Origin of the sequence: Leptotrichia buccalis C-1013-b, assembly GCF_000023905.1 — a bacterium.
Taxonomy (GTDB): domain Bacteria; phylum Fusobacteriota; class Fusobacteriia; order Fusobacteriales; family Leptotrichiaceae; genus Leptotrichia; species Leptotrichia buccalis.
Window position 1 is genome coordinate 760917 of sequence record NC_013192.1, and the last position, 21261, is coordinate 782177.

At 27.8% G+C, this 21261-nt stretch carries 22 protein-coding genes; 16 read left to right on the plus strand and 6 right to left on the minus strand.

The features are described from left to right. Nucleotides 1-86 precede the first annotated feature (86 nt). The 15 genes from LEBU_RS03490 (at nt 87) to LEBU_RS03560 (ending at nt 15064) form a co-directional block, all read left to right on the plus strand. On the plus strand, nt 87-866 hold the full coding sequence (locus LEBU_RS03490) for a TIGR00282 family metallophosphoesterase (RefSeq protein ID WP_015768948.1): 780 nt from the start codon (nt 87-89) through the stop codon (nt 864-866). Nucleotides 867-888: 22 nt separating this feature from the next. Beyond that, nucleotides 889-1821, plus strand: coding sequence for a 50S ribosomal protein L11 methyltransferase (gene prmA, locus LEBU_RS03495; protein WP_015768949.1), 933 nt, complete (start codon nt 889-891; stop codon nt 1819-1821). Between the two features lie 238 nt (nt 1822-2059). Further along, a complete protein-coding gene (gene cmk / locus LEBU_RS03500; protein WP_015768950.1) occupies nt 2060-2713 on the plus strand; it encodes a (d)CMP kinase in 654 nt (217 codons plus the stop codon). A 192-nt stretch (nt 2714-2905) separates the two neighbouring features. Further along, nucleotides 2906-3187, plus strand: coding sequence for an HU family DNA-binding protein (locus LEBU_RS03505; protein WP_015768951.1), 282 nt, complete (start codon nt 2906-2908; stop codon nt 3185-3187). Nucleotides 3188-3296: 109 nt separating this feature from the next. Then, the gene (locus LEBU_RS03510) at nt 3297-4553 is read left to right on the plus strand and encodes a 3-deoxy-D-manno-octulosonic acid transferase (protein ID WP_015768952.1); all 1257 of its coding nucleotides are present in this window, start codon (nt 3297-3299) and stop codon (nt 4551-4553) included. A gap of 40 nt (nt 4554-4593) precedes the next feature. Continuing rightward, nucleotides 4594-5418: a tRNA (guanosine(46)-N7)-methyltransferase TrmB gene (gene trmB / locus LEBU_RS03515; RefSeq protein ID WP_015768953.1), complete on the plus strand. Its 825-nt coding sequence runs from the start codon at nt 4594-4596 to the stop codon at nt 5416-5418. 113 nt (nt 5419-5531) lie between these two features. Then, nucleotides 5532-7076 (plus strand): methyltransferase regulatory domain-containing protein, encoded by a 1545-nt coding sequence (locus LEBU_RS03520; RefSeq protein WP_015768954.1) that lies wholly within the window; start codon nt 5532-5534, stop codon nt 7074-7076. Between the two features lie 384 nt (nt 7077-7460). Next, on the plus strand, nt 7461-8540 hold the full coding sequence (locus tag LEBU_RS03525) for a mechanosensitive ion channel domain-containing protein (protein ID WP_015768955.1): 1080 nt from the start codon (nt 7461-7463) through the stop codon (nt 8538-8540). A gap of 49 nt (nt 8541-8589) precedes the next feature. Then, nucleotides 8590-9240 carry an MBL fold metallo-hydrolase gene (locus LEBU_RS03530; protein WP_015768956.1) on the plus strand — a complete coding sequence of 217 codons (651 nt, stop codon included), beginning with the start codon at nt 8590-8592 and terminating at the stop codon, nt 9238-9240. Nucleotides 9241-9255: 15 nt separating this feature from the next. After that, nucleotides 9256-9696, plus strand: a complete 441-nt coding sequence (gene dtd, locus LEBU_RS03535; protein WP_015768957.1) for a D-aminoacyl-tRNA deacylase — start codon at nt 9256-9258, stop codon at nt 9694-9696. Between the two features lie 23 nt (nt 9697-9719). Next, on the plus strand, nt 9720-10535 hold the full coding sequence (locus tag LEBU_RS03540; RefSeq protein ID WP_015768958.1) for an NlpC/P60 family protein: 816 nt from the start codon (nt 9720-9722) through the stop codon (nt 10533-10535). 228 nt (nt 10536-10763) lie between these two features. Then, nucleotides 10764-11762, plus strand: coding sequence for an aspartate-semialdehyde dehydrogenase (locus LEBU_RS03545; protein ID WP_015768959.1), 999 nt, complete (start codon nt 10764-10766; stop codon nt 11760-11762). Nucleotides 11763-11768: 6 nt separating this feature from the next. Beyond that, complete coding sequence (locus LEBU_RS03550; RefSeq protein ID WP_015768960.1) at nt 11769-13334, plus strand: ABC transporter substrate-binding protein/permease; 1566 nt, start codon at nt 11769-11771, stop codon at nt 13332-13334. Further along, nucleotides 13334-14074: an amino acid ABC transporter ATP-binding protein gene (locus LEBU_RS03555; protein WP_015768961.1), complete on the plus strand. Its 741-nt coding sequence runs from the start codon at nt 13334-13336 to the stop codon at nt 14072-14074. Before LEBU_RS03550 ends, LEBU_RS03555 begins: the two co-directional genes overlap by 1 nt. Nucleotides 14075-14257: 183 nt before the next feature. Next, the gene (locus tag LEBU_RS03560; protein WP_015768962.1) at nt 14258-15064 is read left to right on the plus strand and encodes a hypothetical protein; all 807 of its coding nucleotides are present in this window, start codon (nt 14258-14260) and stop codon (nt 15062-15064) included. A gap of 270 nt (nt 15065-15334) precedes the next feature. Here the strand turns inward: LEBU_RS03560 and LEBU_RS03565 are convergent, their stop codons facing one another. The 6 genes from LEBU_RS03565 to LEBU_RS03590 all read right to left on the minus strand — a co-directional run bounded on the left by LEBU_RS03565 (nt 15335) and on the right by LEBU_RS03590 (nt 20177). Next, nucleotides 15335-16060, minus strand: a complete 726-nt coding sequence (locus tag LEBU_RS03565) for an endonuclease/exonuclease/phosphatase family protein (RefSeq protein WP_015768963.1) — start codon at nt 16058-16060, stop codon at nt 15335-15337. A gap of 54 nt (nt 16061-16114) precedes the next feature. Further along, on the minus strand, nt 16115-16852 hold the full coding sequence (locus LEBU_RS03570) for a DKNYY domain-containing protein (protein WP_015768964.1): 738 nt from the start codon (nt 16850-16852) through the stop codon (nt 16115-16117). A gap of 98 nt (nt 16853-16950) precedes the next feature. After that, complete coding sequence (locus LEBU_RS03575) at nt 16951-17685, minus strand: DKNYY domain-containing protein (protein ID WP_015768965.1); 735 nt, start codon at nt 17683-17685, stop codon at nt 16951-16953. Nucleotides 17686-17850: 165 nt separating this feature from the next. Then, nucleotides 17851-18690: an SH3 domain-containing protein gene (locus LEBU_RS03580; protein ID WP_015768966.1), complete on the minus strand. Its 840-nt coding sequence runs from the start codon at nt 18688-18690 to the stop codon at nt 17851-17853. Between the two features lie 33 nt (nt 18691-18723). Then, a complete protein-coding gene (deoC, locus tag LEBU_RS03585) occupies nt 18724-19389 on the minus strand; it encodes a deoxyribose-phosphate aldolase (protein ID WP_041760806.1) in 666 nt (221 codons plus the stop codon). A gap of 80 nt (nt 19390-19469) precedes the next feature. Continuing rightward, nucleotides 19470-20177 (minus strand): GntR family transcriptional regulator, encoded by a 708-nt coding sequence (locus LEBU_RS03590; RefSeq protein ID WP_015768968.1) that lies wholly within the window; start codon nt 20175-20177, stop codon nt 19470-19472. 175 nt (nt 20178-20352) lie between these two features. Between LEBU_RS03590 and LEBU_RS03595 the strand changes: the two genes are divergently transcribed. Continuing rightward, on the plus strand, nt 20353-21096 hold the full coding sequence (locus LEBU_RS03595) for an SDR family oxidoreductase (protein WP_015768969.1): 744 nt from the start codon (nt 20353-20355) through the stop codon (nt 21094-21096). The last annotated feature ends 165 nt before the right edge of the window (nt 21097-21261 follow it).

Sequence of the window (21261 nt, forward strand, 5' to 3'; positions counted from 1 at the left end):
TTTTAGATTTATATAGTTTTTGTCAGTTCAAATTTAAAAAGGTTTGCGTATATTAGATAAAATAAAATGTAAAGGGATGATTTTAAATGAAATTTTTGATAATTGGTGATATTGTCGGTAGGCCGGGTAGAAATACGTTATTTAAATATTTGGAAAAACGAAAACAGAATTATGATTTTATTATTGTAAATGGCGAAAATTCTGCTGGTGGATTTGGAATAAATGTGAAAATTGCAAAGGAAATGTTTGAGCGAGGAGCAGATGTTATTACTCTTGGAAATCATAGCTGGGATAAAAGGGAAATTTACACTTATATTAATGAACAGAAAAATTTAATTAGACCAATAAATTTTACAAAAGAAGCACCGGGAAACGGATATACAATTGTAGAAAAAAATGGAGTAAAAGTGGCAGTTATAAATGCCCAATGTAAAGTATTTATGCCACCAATCGCATGTCCATTTTTGGCAATAGAGGAAGTTTTGCCTAAAATAAAAGAGGAAACTGATATTATTATTCTTGATTTTCATGGGGAAGCGACTTCTGAAAAGCAGGCTATGGGATGGAATTTGACTGGGAAAGTATCGGCTGTTTATGGAACACATACACATACACAGACTGCAGATGAGAGAATTTTGCCAGGAGGTACAGCGTATATTTCAGATATAGGAATGACTGGAGGACATGACGGTATTTTAGGAATGAACAGAAGGGAAAGCATCCAAAGGTTTAAGGACGGAATGCCAACAAGATATTCTGTATGTGAAGAAAATCTGAGAATTAATGGTATTGAACTGGAAGTAAATGAAAAAACTGGAAAAGCTGTTTCTATAAAACGTGTAAATATGGGATATGATGAAATATAAAAAATAGGGGAAAATTTTAAAAATGAACTGGATAAAAGTAAAAGTAGATTATGTTTCAGATAATTTAGAGGAAACTAAAGTAAAATTGATAAATATGTTTGATGAAATTGGGATTAAACAAATCGAAGTAATTGATTATTTTTCTGAAAATGAACTTGATTACAATGCAAATTTTTCTATTAAAAACGATGTTTGGAGCATAATTGGATACATTGTTGACAATAGATTTGCAAATACAAAATTAAATATTATTTTTAATAACTTGAAAGAATTTCAAAATGAAAATACAGAATTTATGTACGAAATTTATACAGCTAAATGCAATGACGAGGACTGGCAAGATGAATGGAAAAAATATTTTCATACTGTGAATATAACTGACAACATTGTAATAAAACCGAGCTGGGATGAATACGAGCCAGAAAGCAATGAAATTGTGATAGAAATTGATCCAGGACTTGCTTTTGGGACAGGAACACATGAAACGACTTCGCTTTGTGTAGAGTTTTTAGAAAAGTATGTGAAAGGCAAGGAAAAATTGCTGGATATAGGATGTGGCTCGGGTATTTTGATGTTAATTGGGAAAAAATTAGGGGTAAAAAAAGTTGTTGGAATTGACATTGATGAAAAAGTTCGAGATGTAGTTTTGGAAAACTTTTCTAAAAATGGTATAAATGATGATTTTGAAGTAATAATCGGGAATCTTGTGGACGATGTGAATGGGAAATATGACTTGGTTGTGTCAAATATTCTGGTGGATGTTCTGGAAAAATTGCTTGAAGATATAGAAAAGATTTTGGAAAAAGGTGCAACAGTTATTTTTTCTGGAATTTTGAATGAAAAGGAAGAGGCATTTGTGAAAAAGGCTGAAAATTATAATTTGAAGCAAATTGACAGGAGAGAGAAAAATAACTGGGTGTCACTTGTTTTTAAATATGAAAATTACTTGATTTAAAGTAAAAAAATGTTGTTATTTTTATGTAAAATAATTTAAGTGGTATAATTAAACTTTTTAGTCTTAAATTTTAAAATATACTCGAACCCTTTTAAAATCAAACTATTGAAAATTATATAAATTTAGGGTTTGAGTAAAATAGTCATAGCTTTTGAGTTCGGCTTTAAAGCAGTTTTACTATAATTTAACTGTGAAAAAGAAAAAAGAATAAAATTAATAAAATAGAAAGTAGGGGAAAATGATAATTGCTATTGATGGTCCTGCTGGAAGTGGGAAAAGTACCATCGCAAAATTGATTGCAGAGGATTTGGGGCTTGTTTATCTTGATACAGGGGCAATGTATAGGCTTGTTACATTAAAGGCTTTAAATGAAGGGATTTTAGGTGATTTTGAAAAAATTAAGAAAATGCTGGATAATTTAAATATTGATATTAAAGAAAACGGATTTTATTTGGATAATGTTGATGTTAGTGATGAAATTAGAAAACCAATTGTTTCAGAAAATGTTTCTGATATTGCGGCAATACGTGAGGTTCGAGAAAAAATGGTGGATTTACAGAGAAAGTTTTCAGAATCGAAAAATGTTATTCTGGATGGACGTGATATTGGAACAGTTGTTTTTCCAAATGCAAATGTAAAAATATTTTTGGTTGCAGATGCGAAGGAAAGAGCAAATAGACGGTATAAGGAACTTGTTAAAAAAGGGGAAAATGTAAAAATTGAGGAAATTTATGAAAATATTTTGAAAAGGGATGAAATTGATTCCACAAGAAAGGAAAGTCCCCTGAAAAAAGCCGAAGATGCAATTGAAGTGGATACAACTTCTAAAAATATTGAAGAAGTAAAAAATGAAATTTTGAATATATATTCAAAATATTTTATTTGTGTTTGAACTTATTTTATACGTATATGAATTTTAAAAATATCGTAATTTATATTATTTTTTTATTAGAAAATATATAGTTATACGAAAAATTACGAAAAAAAACAGGAAATTTGAAAAAAATACTGGACAAATATTGAAAATAGTGTATAATAGTCTAGTAAATTTAAATTATGAAATTAAATCGGAGGTTTTGATAAAATGTCAAAAAAAGAATTTGTAGATGCTTATGCAAAAGCTACAGGAGAAACTAAAAAGAGAGCTGAAGAATTGGTAAACCAATTTTTAGATACAGTTGAAGAATCATTATTGAAAGGAGATTCAGTTCAATTTGTTGGATGGGGAACATTTGAAGTAAAAGAAAGAGCAGCAAGAACTGGAATTAATCCACAAACTAAAGAAGAAATTCAAATACCTGAAAAAAAAGTTGTTAAATTTAAAGTAGGTAAAAAATTAGCTGATAATGTAGCAGAAGGTAAATAATTTTACTACAAAATTATTAAAAGGCTATTTCTAAATGGAAAATCATTGAGAGATAGTCTTTTTACTTAAAAAAATAAAATTAAGAAGATAAAGAAAAGACAGGTAAAATATGATTTTGTATAATTTATTAAGAATATTGCTTTATTTTGTAATAATGATTCTGGCAATATTCAATGGGAAATTATTAAAATTTTTTAAATCACGTTTATTTCAGAAAATAGGAAACGATAATTTTCTAAATGAAGAAGAAGAGGCAACACTTATTCATTTTTCGTCAGTTGGAGAATTTAATTTGTCGCAGGAATTAATTGAAAAAATATTGAAAAGTGGAGAAAATAGAAAAAAAGAAAAAGTAATTCTTTCGGTTATGACGGACACAGGATTTTCAGCAGTAAATAAAAAATATTCTGAAAATGACAATGTAAAAGTTTTTTATTTTCCGCTCGATGATTTTTTTGTACTTCGTAAAATTTATAAAAAATATAAAATAAAAAAAACTATAATAATAGAAACAGAAATTTGGCCAAATTTGTATTATTTTGCCGCTAAAAATGGAAAATTGTTTATTGTAAATGGAAGATTGACTGAAAGAAAACTAAAATCCTATTTAAAATTTAACTGGTTTATAAAAAATACGATAAATCGCGCAGAAAAAATAATGGTGCAAAGCGATTTTGACAAAAAAAGATACGAAAAATTGGGAATTAGTGAAAATAAGATAAAAGTGTATAAAAATCTGAAATATTCAATAAAATATAATGAAATATCTGACGAAAAGAAAAAATATTATTTTGACACAGTTTTGGATAAAAATAAAAAAATAATTGTATGTGGAAGTACACGTCCTGATGAAGAAAAAATTTGGCTGGAAGTTTTGAAAAAAATAAATCAGAATAATGAATATCAATTAGTTCTTGTTCCAAGACATTTGGAAAGAATTGGTGAAATTGAAAAAATAATTTTGGAAAAATTTTCTAAAAAAGATTATTTATTATTGACTGCGATTGAAAAAAATAAAATAAATTTGGAAGCAGAAAATAAAAAAGAAATCGTGATAATTGATAAAATGGGGATTTTAACTGATTTTTATCAACTGGCTGATTTTGTTTTTGTAGGCGGGACACTTGTAAATATTGGGGGACATTCAATTTTGGAGCCGTTGTTTTATGGAAAAAAGCCGATTATTGGGAAATATTTTCAAAATATTGAAGAAATTGTGAGGGATGCGCAGGAACTTGGGTTTATTGAAGTTGTGGAAAATGAAAATGAAATTATCGAATATTTGAAAAAATCTGAAAATGTTAATACGAAAAGATTTTTTGAAAAAAATAATGAAATTGATAAAATCTTAAACGAAATTTGTTAAATAAAATTGGAAAAATAAAGATTAAGGAAAATAATAAAAAATGGAAAATAAAATTGAAAGTATTGGAAAAAATGGTCAGAAGATAGAAATTACTGAAGCTGAAAAAGAAAAAAGGGAAAAAATTAAAAAAGTAAATGATGAATTTAAAAAAATAAATGCGGAAAAAAGTAAAATTATAAATGAGCAGGAAATTTGGAAATATTTTTTTGAAAAACCTAAAAAAAATTATAATAAATATATGTACGAAATGCTTGAATTTCCTGAGTATTTGATGTATAATAATAAAAGTGTTGATAAATATCGTGAAAAATGGAATGAATTTTTCAGAAATGACAATGATATTTATTTAGAAATTGGCTGTGGAAGCGGTAATTTTACTGTCGGAAATGCCGAAAAATTTAAAGATCGAAATTATATTGCTCTAGAATTAAGATTTAAAAGGCTTGTTTTAGGAGCAAGAAAGTCCAAAAAAAGAAATTTACATAATATTTTGTTTGTGAGAAAAAGAGGAGAGACAATATTAGATTTTTTAGGTGTAAATGAAATTTCAGGAGTATATATTAATTTTCCAGATCCTTGGGAAGGAGAAGAAAGGAAAAGAGTTATAACAGAAAGTTTATTTTCAAAATTAGATATTGTATTAAAAACTGATGGAAAATTATTTTTCAAGACAGATCACGAACAATACTATAAAGATGTTTTAGAATTAGTAGATAAACTTGATAACTATAAAATTATTTACCATACAAGCGATTTGCACAATTCAGAAAAAGCAAGTGAAAATATTGAAACTGAATTTGAACAAATGTTTTTAAGTAAACATAATATGAATATCAAGTATATCGAAATTAAAAAAATTAAGTAAATTTTAAATCAATAAAAATATTGAAAGGAGAAAATATAAGAATAAATTTTGAAGATACAATTAGATTTAATGTTTAGTAAAAAATTGTTTATCAAAATTTCTTATAAAAAATTATGGAAAATAAAAATACATACAATGAGTTACTTTATAAATCTAATCCATTTACTTATACAGTTCCAGCTTTATTAGAAGCTCAAGGAAAATTATTTGGATTAACACCGAAAGATTCAAGAAAAGCTAGAATATTAGAATTAGGATCATCATTTGGAGGAAATATAATAACACAGGCGCTTTATAATCCTGAAGCTGAATTTGTTGGTGTAGATTTGACGGCAGAACAAGTAAAAAAAGGAAATGAAGTTATTGAAAAAATAGGTTTAAAAAATATAAAATTAATTGAAAAGAATATTTTGGATATAAATGAAGATTTTGGGAAATTTGATTATATTATTGTTCATGGTGTATTTTCTTGGGTTCCTGATATTGTAAAGGAAAAAATCATTAAAATTTGTAATGAAAATTTGACAGAAGAAGGAATTGCCTATATTTCATACAATACATATCCAGGATGGAAAGAAGCTGATAAAATACGTGAAATGATGCTTTATGCAAATAAATATTTTCCGGAAGTTTCACAAGGAGACAAAGTTCAACGTGGAAAAGCATTTATTTCAATTGTAGCAGAACAAATGAAAATTTATACTGATGTTGCTGAGAAAAAAGGAGATTTCATTAAACAAATCGAAGGGATTTTAAATATGCAGGATTATTATGTTGGACATGAACAACTTGAAAATATTAATGATCCGATGTATTTACATGAATTTGTAGATATGTTAAGAAAAGAAAATTTACAATATATATCTGATGTTGGTTTAAGATTATCAATTGCAAGTGTATATAACGATAGTACAATAGAAAAATTACAGCAATTATCGCAAGGAGATCCTGTAATAAAAGAACAATGTCTTGATTACATACTAGACACTAAATTTAGAAGATCCTTGATTTGTAAAAGTAGTCAAGCTGAAAAACTTAATTTCAGTGAAACTTTCCCTAATGATGTATTAGATTCATTCTTATTAACATTGAAATATACAAAAGAAGAATTAGAAACTTTGAATGAAGAAAATGTAAAAAGAATTATGCTTCATTTATTCGAAACTCCACATAAGAGTTTTACTATTCCAGATGCTTTTAAATATTGGGAAGAAAATGCTAAAGATGAAGATAAGAACGAAGAAAAAAATAATGAAGTTCTTGCAAATTTAAGAAAATTTGTTTTAAATAGCATGATCAATGCTAAAATTAAATTCTATTGTTCTGAAAATGAAATGGTTCCTTATGAAGAAAATCAAGTTTATATTCCAGAAATATTTAGAAATTATATAAGAACTCTGATTGTTGGGGAAGGTGCCGGAATAATTGGAATAGGAAATTCCAGAAATGAAATTATCAATGATATGAATAATGTAGATGTAATTGTGGCAGATATTTTGTCGGAACCAAAAACAGAAGAAGAAGCCATAAAAGAACTTTCTAAAACAAATATATATAGAACAATGCAAGATGGAGAAGGCGTTCAAATAACAGCTAATGAATATTTTCCTGAAAGTATAAAAAAATTAGAATTTTTGGGATATTTTGCTAAAAAGTAAGATATTTGCATAAGTTTGATTTAAAAATAATAAAAAGGTCTATTTTCTAAACTTAAATTTAGAGTATAAAAAATGTGATAGGTAATTACTTAGCACATTTTTTTTCGACCAAAATAAGTTTTGAGTTTAATTCTAAAATGTTATGGATATAGTTTGTTATACATTATAAATATTACTAATTTCATTTTTGCACTAAAAACATTTCAATAGACATAATAAAAAAAACATGTTATAATGAAAATCGCCAAAAATCAGAGAATATATTTAAGTTTTTAAGTAATTCTACTGTTTAATCAAAGTATTTTAAAAAATAGATAGGTTAAAATGAAATAACATTTGAAAAGATTTAGAGATTTTGATTTTCTAAATAAAAAGGAGAAAAAAGTGAAAACATTACAAAAATTTTTAGAACTTTTAGAACTTGATAATATAATCAAATTTCTGAAAACAAATATTTTTAAATTATTTATAATTTACCTTATTATTAAATTAGGAAAAGTACTTAAAACAAGAATAGAAAAAATATTAAAAATTATACTGGAAAAATCAAATGTTGATAAAAGCGTGTCTTCTTTTTTACTTTCAATATATTCTATTTTATATTATTGTATTTTAGTTTATATTTCGATTGAGATACTTGGAATAAATACCACTTCGATTACAACATTTTTAGGAGCAACGGGGATTGTTTTAGGGATCGCATTTAAAGAGACATTGGGGAATTTTTGCGGTGGGCTCATAATTCTTACTTTTAAGCCGTTTCGAGTTGGAGATACGATAGAGTACAATAATTATATTGGAACTGTTAAAAAAATAGAGCTATTTTATACAAAAATGTTAAATCCACAAAATGAGCTTGTAATTATACCAAATGGAATTGTTACTAATACTGAAATTCGTAATATTAAAGAAAATGGTGAACGTAGGCTCGACCTAACAATAGGAGTTTCATACAAAAGTGATATTCAGAAAGTAAAAAATATTTTGAATAAAATTGTTCAGGAAGAAACAATGAATGAAGTTGAAGAAACGGAAATTAAAAATAATTTACTGATTAAACTTCAAAATACTATTCTTGAAAATAAAAATAAAAGTAAAATTAATATTTTTTCGATGATTTTTTCAGGAAAAAAAATGAGGGAAATGGAAGAAGAAGCTAATAAAAATAGTCATAATATTAATGATGAAGAGCTGGAAGAAAATAAAACTGAGATAGCTGAAAAAAAAGCTGCTGATGAGAACAAAAAGTTGATTTTAGCTTCAAAAGCTCCTGTTATTGGGGTAGGAGAACTATCTGATTCTGCAATAATGTTTTATGTTTATGTTTATACACGTTCAGAAAACTATTTAACTCTTAAACTAAAGTTAAATGAAAAAATAAAAATCGAATTTGATAAGGAAGGTATTGAAATACCTTATCCACAAATGGATGTGCATATGATAAATAAAACGGATATATGTTAAAAAAATTTAAATTAGATATATAAATTTAATAGACAAAAAGGAGAAAAAAATGAAAATAAAGAGATTTTTGAATGACAATGCAGCACAAAGCAATTGTTATGTGATTTCTTATGAAAATGACTGTTATGTTATAGATCCTGGTCAGGAAGAAATGGATGAAGTTATTGCCTATATTAGAGAAAATAATTTGAATTTATTAGCAATTTTATTGACTCATGGACATTGGGATCATATTTTGGGGATTCCATCTATATTAGAATATAAAGAAGTGCCGATTTATATAAGTGAAAAAGGATATGATTTTTTATTTAATCCTGAATTGTCGCTTTTTGCCTGGCGAGAAGGAAAATTTGAATTAAGCAGTAATGCTCAGATTATAACTTTGAAAGAAAATGATAAATTGGGGAAAAATGGGAAACTAAGCGAAGATACTAGCACTAATGAGATTTTTAATTTTGAGATAATTGAAACGCCGGGGCACAGCAGAGGAGATATTTGTTATTATGACAAAGCTAATAAAATGTTAATTTCAGGAGATACGTTATTTGCTGGAAGTTATGGAAGAGTGGATTTACCGACGAGTGATCCGATTCAAATGGGAAAATCTTTGAAAAAATTGATGGCATTGGATGCCGATGTAAAGGTTTATCCTGGACATAGTTTTGATACGACTATTGGTCAGGAAAAAAGATATTATTAAAAAAGGTAAAAAAATATGAAAATTATAATTCAAAAAGTAAATTTTGCAAAAATATTTGTGAATGAAAAATTTAAAGGAGAAATTGGTACAGGAATAGTTGCATATGTTGGGATTTCTAATGAAGATACTGAAAAAGATATTAATTTTTGTATTGATAAATTGATTAATTTACGAATTTTTAATGATGAAAATAACAAAATGAATTTGTCGTTGAAAGATGTAAATGGAGAATTGCTTGTTGTCAGCAATTTTACTATTTATGGAAATACAAAAAAAGGAAGACGTCCAAGTTATACTGATTCAGCACCTGCAGAAAAAGCATACAAAATTTATGATTTATTCCTAAAAAAATTGGAAGAAGTGGATACTAGGGTAGAAACGGGAGAATTTGGAGAATACATGAAAATTGTTTCAGAAAACGATGGACCTGTAAATTTAATAATTGATTCACAGTAAAAATAGAAAGGAGAAAAAATAAAATGATGAGAAAATCAACTTTTACAATGGCTTGCATGTTATTGACTGTAGGTTGTACAGGATTACAGACAAATGGAAATAAAAATGAGAGTAAAAAAAAGGATAATTTTTCAAATAATAATAATGGAAATGAAAATATTACTATTGAAATAGTGGGAAATAATGGGAAAGAAGAAAAAGTAATTAATACTCAAATAGAAAATTCTACTAACGAAAGAGGAGATACAGAAAATATTGAAATTTCGGCAACAGAGGATTTAGAAAACAGTAATAATGAATTAAATCAAAAAATAGATAATTTAAAAGTTACAAAATTATTTGATGAAAATATGATGGTTGATCGTTCAATGCCAAATTCTCAATTAGTATTACAGAAGTTATCTGGACTAAAAAGAAAACATCAAGAAATATTAAAAAATGGAACGGAAAGTCAAAAGAAAACTGTAGCATTACAAAATCAGTTATTAAAGTCGTATAGTCACTGGAAAGGAACAAAATATGCACTTGGAGGAGATTCTGCAACTGGAATTGATTGTTCAGCATTAACACGTAGAGTTTATCGTGAAGTATATGGATATGAATTGCCAAGAAAAACTGATCAGCAAATAAAAATTGGTTCACATGTTTCAAAAGAAAATTTGAAACCTGGAGATATTGTGTTTTTTAGACCAGATGAAAAAAATAATCATACAGCAGTTTATTTAGGAGATACACTTTTTATTAATGCATCAACATCTAAAGGAGTTGTAATTTCTACATTAGAAAATACATATTGGAATAAATATTTTAAATATGGAGTAAGAGTTAGAACAGTTTAGTAAAAAATTTAAGAATATGTATTAAGTTTTAGTTTGATACATATTTTTTTATTTATTAATTTTATTTAGTCAAAAAGATTAGGTCTAAATCAAAAAAACATTTTTATATTGAAAAAGAATTGAGAATAGTGTATTATATATACATTAGATTTAGGGTAATTAATAATAAAAATAACAAAATCTTAGGTAAGAAACCTTAATCAAAAAAAGTTTTTAGGAGGAAAAATAATGAAAAATTACAAAGTGGCAATCATTGGAGCGACTGGACTTGTTGGAAGAATGTTTTTAAAAGTATTAAAAGAAAGAAACTTTCCTGTGGAGAAATTATATCTTTATGCTTCACCAAGTTCGGCAGGAAAAAAAATTGAGTTTAATGGAACAGAATACACTGTTATGGAATTAAAAGATGAAACAATAGCAGATGATATTGATGTGGCTTTATTTTCGGCTGGTGGAGGAGTATCACTTGAATATGCTCCAAAATTTAAGGCAAAAGGTGCAGTTGTTATAGATAACAGCAGTGCTTGGAGAATGGATGAAAATATTCCGTTAATAGTTCCTGAAGCAAATCCTGAGGCACTGGAAAATCATCCAGGAATTATTGCGAATCCAAACTGTTCTACAATTCAGGTAATGCCTGTATTAAAAGTTTTACAAGAAAAATATGGATTGAAAAGAGTAATTTATTCAACTTATCAGGCTGTGGCAGGTTCTGGACAAAAAGGAATTGAGGATTTGGAAGCTAACTTGAAGGGAGAGCCATCAAAAGGGTATCCACATCAAATTGCATTTAATGCATTGCCGCACATTGACGTTTTCTTGGATAATGGATATACAAAAGAAGAAGAAAAAATGATTAATGAAACTAGAAAAATATTAAACTTACCAGACTTAAAAGTAACTGCGACTTGTGTAAGAGTGCCAGTTAGATATGGGCATGCAGTGTCAGTAAATGTGGAATTGGAAAAACCGTTTGAATTAGAAGATGTAATTCGTGCATTTGAGGAAAAAGAAGGAATTATAGTGCAGAATGACGGTAAGAACAATGTTTATCCAATGCCAATAAATGCTCAAGGTACTGATGAAGTTTATGTCGGAAGAATTAGAAAAGACTTTTCGGCAGATAATGCTTTAAATTTATGGGTTGTAGCAGATAACATAAGAAAAGGTGCAGCTACAAATACAGTTCAAATTGCTGAAACTTTAATAAAAAAAGGAGCATTATAATAAAATATGAAATTTAGTACAATAAAAAATAAAATATTAACATTATTAGTTTTTATTGCAACTTTCGTAACAGGTTATAGTGATGACATAAAAGTTGGAATGGAGTGTGGATATGCTCCTTTCAACTGGTTTCAAAATGATGCTAAACGTGGTGCTGTGAAAGTGGATGGAGGTTATTGTGGCGGATATGACGTTGAAATAGCCAAAGTTATTGCGAAAAAGCTAAATAAAAATCTAGTAATTGTAAAAACGGAATGGGATGCTTTGCTTGGACCTGCAATTAATTCGGGAAAAGTTGACTTGGTTATAGCGGGAATGTCTGCAACACCAGAAAGACGTCAAAGCCTAGCTTTTTCAAAATCGTATTATGAATCAGATTTGGTAGTAGTTGTGAAAAAAAATGGAAAATATGCAAACGCTAAGTCGATTAATGATTTTGCGGGAGCGAAAATCACAGGACAGTTAAATACTCTTCATTATGATGTTATTGATCAGATGAAGGGGGTACAAAAGCAAACTGCAATGGAAAATTTTCCAGCGATGATAGTTGCCTTAAATTCCGGGAAAATTGATGGATATATATCGGAAAGACCAGGAGCAATGGCAGCGCAATTTTCAAATCCAGATTTAAAATTTATTTCATTTGATAAAAATACAGGATTTAAGTACGATACAGCAGAAGTAAATGTTGCAGTCGGAATGAAATTGGGAAATACAGAGCTAGAAGAGAAAGTTAATAAAATTTTGGATGAGGATTTGACTCCAAAAGTGCGACAGGAAATAATGGAAAAGGCTATACAAAATCAGCCAGGTGGAAATTCGCGTTCATTTACTGGATGGGTAACTTACTTTATTCAAAAAAACTGGAAAGAATTTGTAAAAGGGACACTTGTAACTTTATTTATTTCGATTACAGGTACAGTAGTTGGATTTTTGATTGGTCTAGTAGTTGCGTTATTTAGACATTCGGAATCTGAAACTGATGAGCAGACACAAAAATATAAAAAATATGGACTTAAATTTATAAATACACTTTCATCAGTTTATATTGCCGTATTTAGAGGAACCCCGATGATAGTACAGTCAATGGTAATTTACTATGGACTATCTCAGGTATTCAATATAAATTTATCGCCAATGGTAGCGGCATTATTTATTGTATCAATAAATACAGGTGCATATATGAGTGAAATTATCCGTGGAGGAATTGATTCAATTGACAATGGACAGTTTGAAGCGGCAAAAGCTATTGGAATGACAAATTTTCAGTTAATGCAAAGTATTATTTTTCCACAGATGTTTAGAAATATTTTACCAATGATTGGAAATGAGCTTATTGTAAATATTAAAGATACATCTGTATTAAATGTGATAAGTGTGACAGAGTTGTTCTTTATTTCAAAATCTGTTGCAGGAACTTACTCACGTTATTATGAAGTATTTATTATAACAAGTGTGATTTATTTCTTCCTGACATTTACATTATCATTGATTTTAAAACAAATCGAAAAACGAATTGACGGGCCTCAACATTTTGAGTTTTTGGATGATACTGATGGGGAGGAGAAATAATGAGTAAAAAGGTTATTGAAATAAAAAATATTAGAAAAGATTTTGGAAAGAGAACAGTTTTAAGGGATGTAAACTTTGATGTTCATGAAAAGGAAGTTGTAAGTATAATCGGTTCGTCTGGAAGTGGAAAATCAACGTTGTTAAGATGTATAAACTTGCTTGAAAAGCCTACAAGTGGACAAGTTTTAATTCATGGAAAAGATGCGATGGCAGGAGATGTATCGCTTGTGACATTGCGGGAAAAAGTAGGAATGGTGTTTCAGCAGTTTAATTTGTTTAATAATTTAAGTGTTTTGGAAAACTGTGTAATTGGACAAATGAAAGTTCTGAAAAAATCACGTGAAGAAGCTGAAAAAATAGCAAAGGAATTTTTGGCAAAAGTAGGAATGGAACGTTTTATTCACGCAAAGCCAAATCAAATTTCGGGTGGACAAAAGCAAAGGGTGGCAATAGCAAGAGCATTGGCAATGCAGCCAGAAGTTTTATTGTTTGACGAGCCGACATCGGCACTAGATCCTGAAATGGTTGGAGAAGTTCTGAAAGTAATGAAAGACTTGGCAAACAGTGGACTTACAATGATTGTTGTAACACATGAAATGGATTTTGCACACGATGTTTCGAGTCGAGTTGTATTTATGGATCAAGGTATAATTGTCGAAGATGACAAACCTGAAAATATTTTTGGAAATCCGAAACATGAGAGAACTAAAGAATTTTTGAGTAGAATGTTAAATAAGTAATTATAGAAAAATTAAAAGAATTTTAGCTATTTAAAATTAGGAAATTAATCTATAAAAAATATAATTTATGCTAAAAAAATGATAAAAAAATAAGAAATTCCTTGAAATTTTTTAAAAAATAGTGTAAAATAGTAAGAGTTAGAAAAATTAAAAGAAAAAATTATTAAAATTAAAGGAGAAAAAATGGCAAAAAAGAAAGCTGAAGATATTAAATTAACTTTAACGGATGAAGAAAGAGAAGGATTGGATAACGAAGGAATAAAAAGGGTTTTAACTAACAAAGCTGTTTTAGAAGCGGCTAAAAGATATGAATTTTCTAAGGAAGAAAAAGAAGAATTTGATTATTTCTTCAATAATGAAAGACACAAATTTTTTATTGCAAAATTAATTGAAAATAAAATTTCTGTAAATGAAAATGATGTTACAAAAGTGTATACTGATAACAAACCTAATTTTGATGCACAAAATATTCCTTTTTCTCAAGCAAGAGAAATTATCCAAAGAGATTTATTAAATCAACAAGTTGCTACATTAGAAGCTGAAGAATTAAATAAATTAGTTGAAGAAATGGGAGATGCAGTAAGTATTACTAAAGAAGAATTATTATTCTCGAAAGGTGATGCTGAAGTATTAAAAACTTTAATAGTTGGTAAAGTAATTGAAAGAAAAATGAATGACGAAAAATTTGAAGAACAAGAACAAAATCAAAAAGATCTTGAGATAATCAAAGATAATGTATACATCAATTATTATTTAGATTTAGAAGTAAGAAAAAATGTAAAAGTAACTCAAGAAGAAATTGCTCAAATTTATGAAAATGAAAAAGCTAAATTAGGAAATGTAACTCCAAATAGTGCTTACCAACAAATTGCTAATGGACTATTAAACAATAAAGCAATTGAAGAAAGAAATAACTTAATCAACAAAATTTCTGAAGAATATAAAGTTGACGAAGTTGCAAAAGAATATACTGAAAATGAAGAAAATTAATAAAAAATAAATTATGATAAAAACTTGAAAAGTAGTAAATTTACGAAATTCAAGTTTTTTTATTTTATAATTATTTCTTTATTATTTATAATGCTATTACCTGTTTAAATAGCGAATGTTTAATAAATTTTGAACTACATACTATTTAGTAAGGAACTAAAACTTTTTGTCCTTAATATAGTTTCTATTTTATAATGAGATTTAGTATTAGATTATTTTATTTAATATTAGTTTTTACTATTTTTAAATTATCTTTTTTATATTTTTCCCTCATTCAATCTCCAAAATCGCCATATACGGCAAATGATCCGACAGCTTTGTCCATTCCTGCAAATCATCATTTATAAAAAAACTTTGCTTAGTTCTGTAATTCGAATCTTTTTTAGCCATTATATAATCAATTCTCTGTGTTTCAAGATTTCTGTTTTCAAGATTTGATTTATTTTCCAAGTCCTTGCCTTCAAAATAAGTGTCATTCCAGTTTTCAGCAATTTTTTGGTAAAATTCTGTTGTTGGCAAAAGGTTAAAATCACCGCATAAAAATTTTATATCGCCCTTAAATTCTTCAATTGCAGCAAATAAATCAGCCAATTCCTCATTTTTATTGTCCAAACTGTTATCAAGATGTGTATTTACGACCAAGATTTTCTTTTTAAATTTTTCTATTTTCAATCTTGCTGCTAAAACCTGTCTTTTTTCCTTGCTGTTTCCAGGCAGTTGATGAATATAAATATTTTTTACATCATATTTTGAAATAAAAGCAATTCCATATTCTCCACTGTCAAAGTCCATCGCTTTTTGAAAATAATAATAACTATATCCTAATTCTTGTGCCATTTCTTGCACTACATCCCGAAATTTGCTTCTTTTCGTATTTCTATCAACTTCTTGAAGCCCGATAAAATCTGGCTTATACTTTTTCAAACTCTGAGCAAGTTCCTTTCCATTAGTAAGCCTTGCCCCAAAAATATTGTATGTTATAAGTCTAAATTCCATTTTTATTTCCTATCCTTTTTATTTTATTTGTATAAATAATTAATTTTTTCTTGATTAAAACCATTTCAATTCATCTTTAGTCAAATATTCATAACTTCGATTTTTATCTTTTCCATCTCCATTTGGAAGCACTTCAAATGTATTATAATCTACACCTTCTAAAATTTTTCCCTTAAAATAAATATTTTTATCATCCTTTATAAACCATTTATTCAAAACTTCTACTTTATCTTTATTAATTCCTTTTACTTCATGAATAAAATAGTATGAATCAAAACAGTTTGACATTGTACTGCTTATATAATATACATTGTATTTATCTTTTCCATATAATATTCCATTTGGCAAAAATTCAAATGTTTCAGGATTTTTAATTTTTCCCAATAATGGAGAAGGATCTATTACTTCATTCCCGCAATAAACATGATTTTTATCCTTTGCATAATCTTCATTTAAAACTTTAAAACTCATAATATCAGCATTTTCTATTTTTTTATCCCGATAATAAATTTTATTATCATTTTTCCAATAATTTTTTCCTAACTTCTCAAAATTTTTAATTTTTACATCTTTTATTTTTTCACCCACATAATAAACATTCTTATCATCTTTTAAAAGAGAAAATCCTATCAATTCAGCAGTTTTTGGATTCGCTCCTTCCAAAATTTTGTTTCTATAATAAACCTTTCCTTTGTCTATCGAATAATAATCTCCTAAAATTTGAGCAGCATCTCCAAATCCCACATTTCCCAAAACTAGAAATAACAATATTTTCAAGATATTTTTCTTCACATATTCTCCTTTCGATTCAAACCCAAAATTTTATAAATTTCTTTTCAAACAAAAATTACAATTTTATTTTATTTTTATAAATAATTAATTTCTGTTATTTAAAACCATTTCCATTCATCTTTAGTCAAATATTCATAACTTCGATTTTTATCTTTTCCTTCTCCATTTGGAAGCACTTCAAATGTATTATAATCTACACCTTCTAAAATTTTTCCCTTAAAATAAATATTCTTATCATCTTTTATAAACCAATCATTCAGAACTTCTACTTTATCTTTATTAATTCCTTTTACTTCATAAATAGAATAGTATGTATCAAAACAGTTTATCATTTTATTTTCAATATAATACACATTATATTTATCTTTTCCGTACAATGTACCATATATTATTCCATTTGGCAAAAATTCAAATGTTTTAGGATCTTTAATTCCTCTACCTATTGATTCATTTCCATCATAAACATTATATTTATCTTTCGCAAAATCTTCATTTAAAACTTTAAAACTCATAATATCAGCATTTTCTATTTTTTTATCCCGATAATAAATTTTATTATCATTTTTCCAATAATTTTTACCTAATTTTTCAAAATTTTTAATTTTTATATCTTTTATTTTTTCACCCATGTAATAAACATTCTTATCATCTTTTAAAAGAGAAAATCCTATCAACTCAACAGTTTTCGGATTCGCTCCTTCTAAAATTTCATTTCCATAATAAACCTTGCCTCTATCTATCGAATAATAATCTCCTAAAATTTGAATATCATCTCCAAATCCTACATTTGCCAAAACTAAAAATACTAATCCTTTCAAGATATTTTTCTTCACACATTTTCCTTTCTATTCAAATCCAAAATTCTATAAATTTCTTTTCAAGCAAAAATTACAACGAAAAATTAGCTGACTTTTCTATATTTTCTCCCTTTTCTTTTCCCCAAACCGCCCCTTTTTTTACCAATTTACTCAAAAATCTTCTACTTGCTCATTTTTTTATTAATGAACAACTTTTTTTAGTTGGCTCTTATGTACAAATCCCCTAAATTCAGTAACCTTATAATTTTCATCAGGATTTGTCGAATGCTCATCTATATAAACATAATACCAGTCACCATTTGCCATAATATACTTCACAGTTTCCTTATTTTCCAGTTTTGTAACAATTTTTGAATTTGTACTTGGTTTTTCACGCATATTCGCATATCCATCCTTTGAATTTACTTCATACCACTTTATATCATTTTCATCTAAAATTGCATCATCATCCAAATCATGGAATTCATCTAATTTTTTCACTTTAAGTTTTGTAATTTTTGATTTCGCACCGTCAATTTTCTTTATGTCAGTAACTTGAGCATAAACTGTTGTAAAATCACATTCTGTATAAGGTGTTACTTTTTTTATTATAACTTTTACTGGAGACTGCATTTCCCCTTTTTTAATTTTTTCCATTTTCTCAAATTCTTCTGGAAAAGTTTTTTTTAATATTTCAACTTTAGCTTTTTCTTCTTCATCGAATTCCTTATCATAATCCTTATTCTTATCCCAATTATAAAAATCAAAATCCCTAGGTAGTAAGATTATCGCTTTTCCATTCACAATAGCCTTATTATTAGGATAAAATAGCATTTGTCCATATCCTGGTGATGAACAAGGCACATTCGGATCACTTCTGTCCCAACTAATTTTAAAGGTACCCTTTAAATTCAAAATTACTCCGTCATCAGTCAAAATCATCTCATCAGATTTTTTACTTTGTCCAAAAGAAAATACAGAAATTAAGAGAAAAAAACAACAAAAAAACAAATTTCTAAATTTAAAATTTTTAGGTTTCATAAAATGCTCACCTCTACTTTTTATTTAATAAAATTAATATCCAGTTTTTTCACTTTCCAGTCCAGTTACAATCGCAATTCCAGAACTTGTTCCCAGTCTTGTTGCTCCCAGTTCAATATATTTTTTCGCAGTTTCAAAGTCCTTTACTCCTCCGCTGGCTTTTACTTGTGCCTTATCTCCCATAGTTTTTTTCATAAGTGCCACATCTTCAAATGTCGCTCCTCCTACTCCAAATCCTGTCGAAGTTTTTACAAAATCTGCATTTGCATTAACTGACAATTCACACGCTTTCACTTTTTCCTCATCAGTCAAATAGCAAGTTTCAATTATTACCTTTAAAACATTGCTTCCAATCGCCTCTTTTATTTTTCTAATTTCGTTTTCCACTAAATCATAGTCTTTGTCCTTCAATGCTCCAATATTAATAACCATGTCAATTTCCGAAGCACCGTCTTCAATAGCCTTTTTCGCTTCAAATACCTTCACATCAGTCGCCATCGCTCCCAAAGGAAACCCAACTACTGCCGCAACCTTCACATTACTATCCTTAACTTGACTAAAAGCATATTTCACATTCGCTCCATTTACACAAACTGAATAAAACCCGTATTCTTTTGCTTCATCACATAGTTTTTTTACATTTTCCTTTGTAGCTGTTGCTTTCAAAATTGTATGATCAATAAATTTGTTTATTTTCATCATTACCATTCCCTTCCTTGATTTATTGTTTATTATTTTTATTCTACTATAAGTATACCGAGTTTTTTCCCTTTTAGCAACTATCTTTTAGCAATTGCAGTAAAAGTAAATTTATCAGGATGATAAGTTATTGTTTCGTATTGGAAAAGATTTCCGTTAGATAAGTAGGCGTAAGTTTCAATAACTACAACTCTGTCAATATTTTCCAGATTTATATACCGTCTTTCCTCATCTGTTGCATTTCTGAACTTTATTTCCCGTCTTGAATACGATATTTTTAAGTTTAGTTCATTTTCCAGATATTCATAAATAGACTTGCTGGCTATTTCATCATTCAGATAAGTTACTATTTTTCTATCAAAATATGATGTAGCATACTGCACAACTTCGCCATCCAAAGAATAAGTACGGACAACCTTGTAAAAATCAGCCGTTTTAGAAACATTAAATTTTTCCATCAGTTCCTCGAGACCTTGTACTATATATAGACTAACTAAATTTGCCTTGACATCTATATTTTTTATCTTATTCAGTTCCTGAAATGTCTGTATTGAAGTAAGCGAAATATTTTTCAAATCCCCTTTTTCCAGCACAATCGACTTTTTCCCCTTTATTTTTTGAATATATCCCTCAGACTCCAATAATGCAAGTGCCTTTCTCACAGTAAGTACCGAACAGGAATAATCTATTGCCAAATCAGCCTCACTTTTTAGATAGTCTTTTGACTTTAATTTTCCATCTTTTATTTGTTTTTTTATATTTTTATAAACTTCCTTATATTTACTCATTTCACAATACCTTTCCATAGTAATTAATATATTATACTTTAATTTATTTAAAATAACAACCACAATATATCTTTTTTATTTTCCAAAACATCTATATATATGTATTGACTTTTTAAAAAGATATGTTATAATAAGTTTGTAAGAAAAATTAATTACTTAAAGGAGATGATTTAAAATGGCTGTTAAAAACAAAGTCGTTATCGTTACAGGAGCTTCTTCAGGAATCGGAAAAGCTACTGCAAAATTATTAGGGGAAAGTGGAGCAAAAGTCGTACTTGCTGCAAGAGATGAGGAAAAATTACAGCAAGTTGTTGCTGAAATAAAGGAAAAAGGAGGAGAAGCCACTTACAAAGTGACAGATGTGTCAAAAAGAGAGGAAGTAAAAGCATTGGTTGATTTTACAATTTCTAAATATGGAAAAATAGATGTTATTTTCAATAATGCAGGATTAATGCCAAATGCACCATTGTCTGAACTAAAGAATAGCGAATGGGACGAGATGATTGATGTAAATTTAAAAGGTGTCCTAAACGGCATAGAAGCTGTACTTCCACATTTTATCAAGCAAAAATCTGGACATGTTATTAGCACATCTTCTGTTGCTGGACTAAACACATATCTTGGAGCAGGAGTATACTGTGCCACAAAACACGGTGTAAAAGCACTAATGGAAGTACTAAGAAAAGAAAGTGCCAATGAAAAAATGAATGTCCGTACAACAACTTTATATTTAGGAGCATTCAGAACTGAACTTGCAACACGTATCACAAATAAAGCAATTAAGGAAAGAATTGAATCTCTTTACGACACAATTGGAGCAGATCCTATAATAGTTGCCGAAGCTGTAAAATTTGCCATTGATTTGCCTGAAGAAGTGAGTATGAATGAAATTACGCTTTATCCGACAGCGCAATTATAAATTTATTTAAACTTTCCTAAAAAGATACTTTGATTGACAAAGTTATTTGTTTCGATTTAATTTAAAATATTTCTTAAAAATATGCTGTAAAATATGTTATCATTTTATTTAAATGTACAGTTTTTAAAAAAATTAGACTATCTTGGTTTAAAATGAATATTATTC

What these genes read in the sequence shown, in the direction of transcription:
- LEBU_RS03560 (WP_015768962.1), top strand. Translation starts at nt 14,258, where the DNA reads ATGGCAAAAAAGAAAGCTGAAGATATTAAATTAACTTTAACGGATGAA.
- trmB (WP_015768953.1), top strand. Translation starts at nt 4,594, where the DNA reads ATGGAAAATAAAATTGAAAGTATTGGAAAAAATGGTCAGAAGATAGAA.
- LEBU_RS03565 (WP_015768963.1), bottom strand. Translation starts at nt 16,060, where the DNA reads ATGGAATTTAGACTTATAACATACAATATTTTTGGGGCAAGGCTTACT.
- deoC (WP_041760806.1), bottom strand. Translation starts at nt 19,389, where the DNA reads ATGAAAATAAACAAATTTATTGATCATACAATTTTGAAAGCAACAGCT.
- LEBU_RS03590 (WP_015768968.1), bottom strand. Translation starts at nt 20,177, where the DNA reads ATGAGTAAATATAAGGAAGTTTATAAAAATATAAAAAAACAAATAAAA.
- LEBU_RS03530 (WP_015768956.1), top strand. Translation starts at nt 8,590, where the DNA reads ATGAAAATAAAGAGATTTTTGAATGACAATGCAGCACAAAGCAATTGT.
- LEBU_RS03555 (WP_015768961.1), top strand. Translation starts at nt 13,334, where the DNA reads ATGAGTAAAAAGGTTATTGAAATAAAAAATATTAGAAAAGATTTTGGA.
- LEBU_RS03505 (WP_015768951.1), top strand. Translation starts at nt 2,906, where the DNA reads ATGTCAAAAAAAGAATTTGTAGATGCTTATGCAAAAGCTACAGGAGAA.
- dtd (WP_015768957.1), top strand. Translation starts at nt 9,256, where the DNA reads ATGAAAATTATAATTCAAAAAGTAAATTTTGCAAAAATATTTGTGAAT.
- LEBU_RS03545 (WP_015768959.1), top strand. Translation starts at nt 10,764, where the DNA reads ATGAAAAATTACAAAGTGGCAATCATTGGAGCGACTGGACTTGTTGGA.
- LEBU_RS03510 (WP_015768952.1), top strand. Translation starts at nt 3,297, where the DNA reads ATGATTTTGTATAATTTATTAAGAATATTGCTTTATTTTGTAATAATG.
- LEBU_RS03490 (WP_015768948.1), top strand. Translation starts at nt 87, where the DNA reads ATGAAATTTTTGATAATTGGTGATATTGTCGGTAGGCCGGGTAGAAAT.
- cmk (WP_015768950.1), top strand. Translation starts at nt 2,060, where the DNA reads ATGATAATTGCTATTGATGGTCCTGCTGGAAGTGGGAAAAGTACCATC.
- LEBU_RS03520 (WP_015768954.1), top strand. Translation starts at nt 5,532, where the DNA reads ATGGAAAATAAAAATACATACAATGAGTTACTTTATAAATCTAATCCA.
- prmA (WP_015768949.1), top strand. Translation starts at nt 889, where the DNA reads ATGAACTGGATAAAAGTAAAAGTAGATTATGTTTCAGATAATTTAGAG.
- LEBU_RS03540 (WP_015768958.1), top strand. Translation starts at nt 9,720, where the DNA reads ATGATGAGAAAATCAACTTTTACAATGGCTTGCATGTTATTGACTGTA.
- LEBU_RS03595 (WP_015768969.1), top strand. Translation starts at nt 20,353, where the DNA reads ATGGCTGTTAAAAACAAAGTCGTTATCGTTACAGGAGCTTCTTCAGGA.
- LEBU_RS03550 (WP_015768960.1), top strand. Translation starts at nt 11,769, where the DNA reads ATGAAATTTAGTACAATAAAAAATAAAATATTAACATTATTAGTTTTT.
- LEBU_RS03580 (WP_015768966.1), bottom strand. Translation starts at nt 18,690, where the DNA reads ATGAAACCTAAAAATTTTAAATTTAGAAATTTGTTTTTTTGTTGTTTT.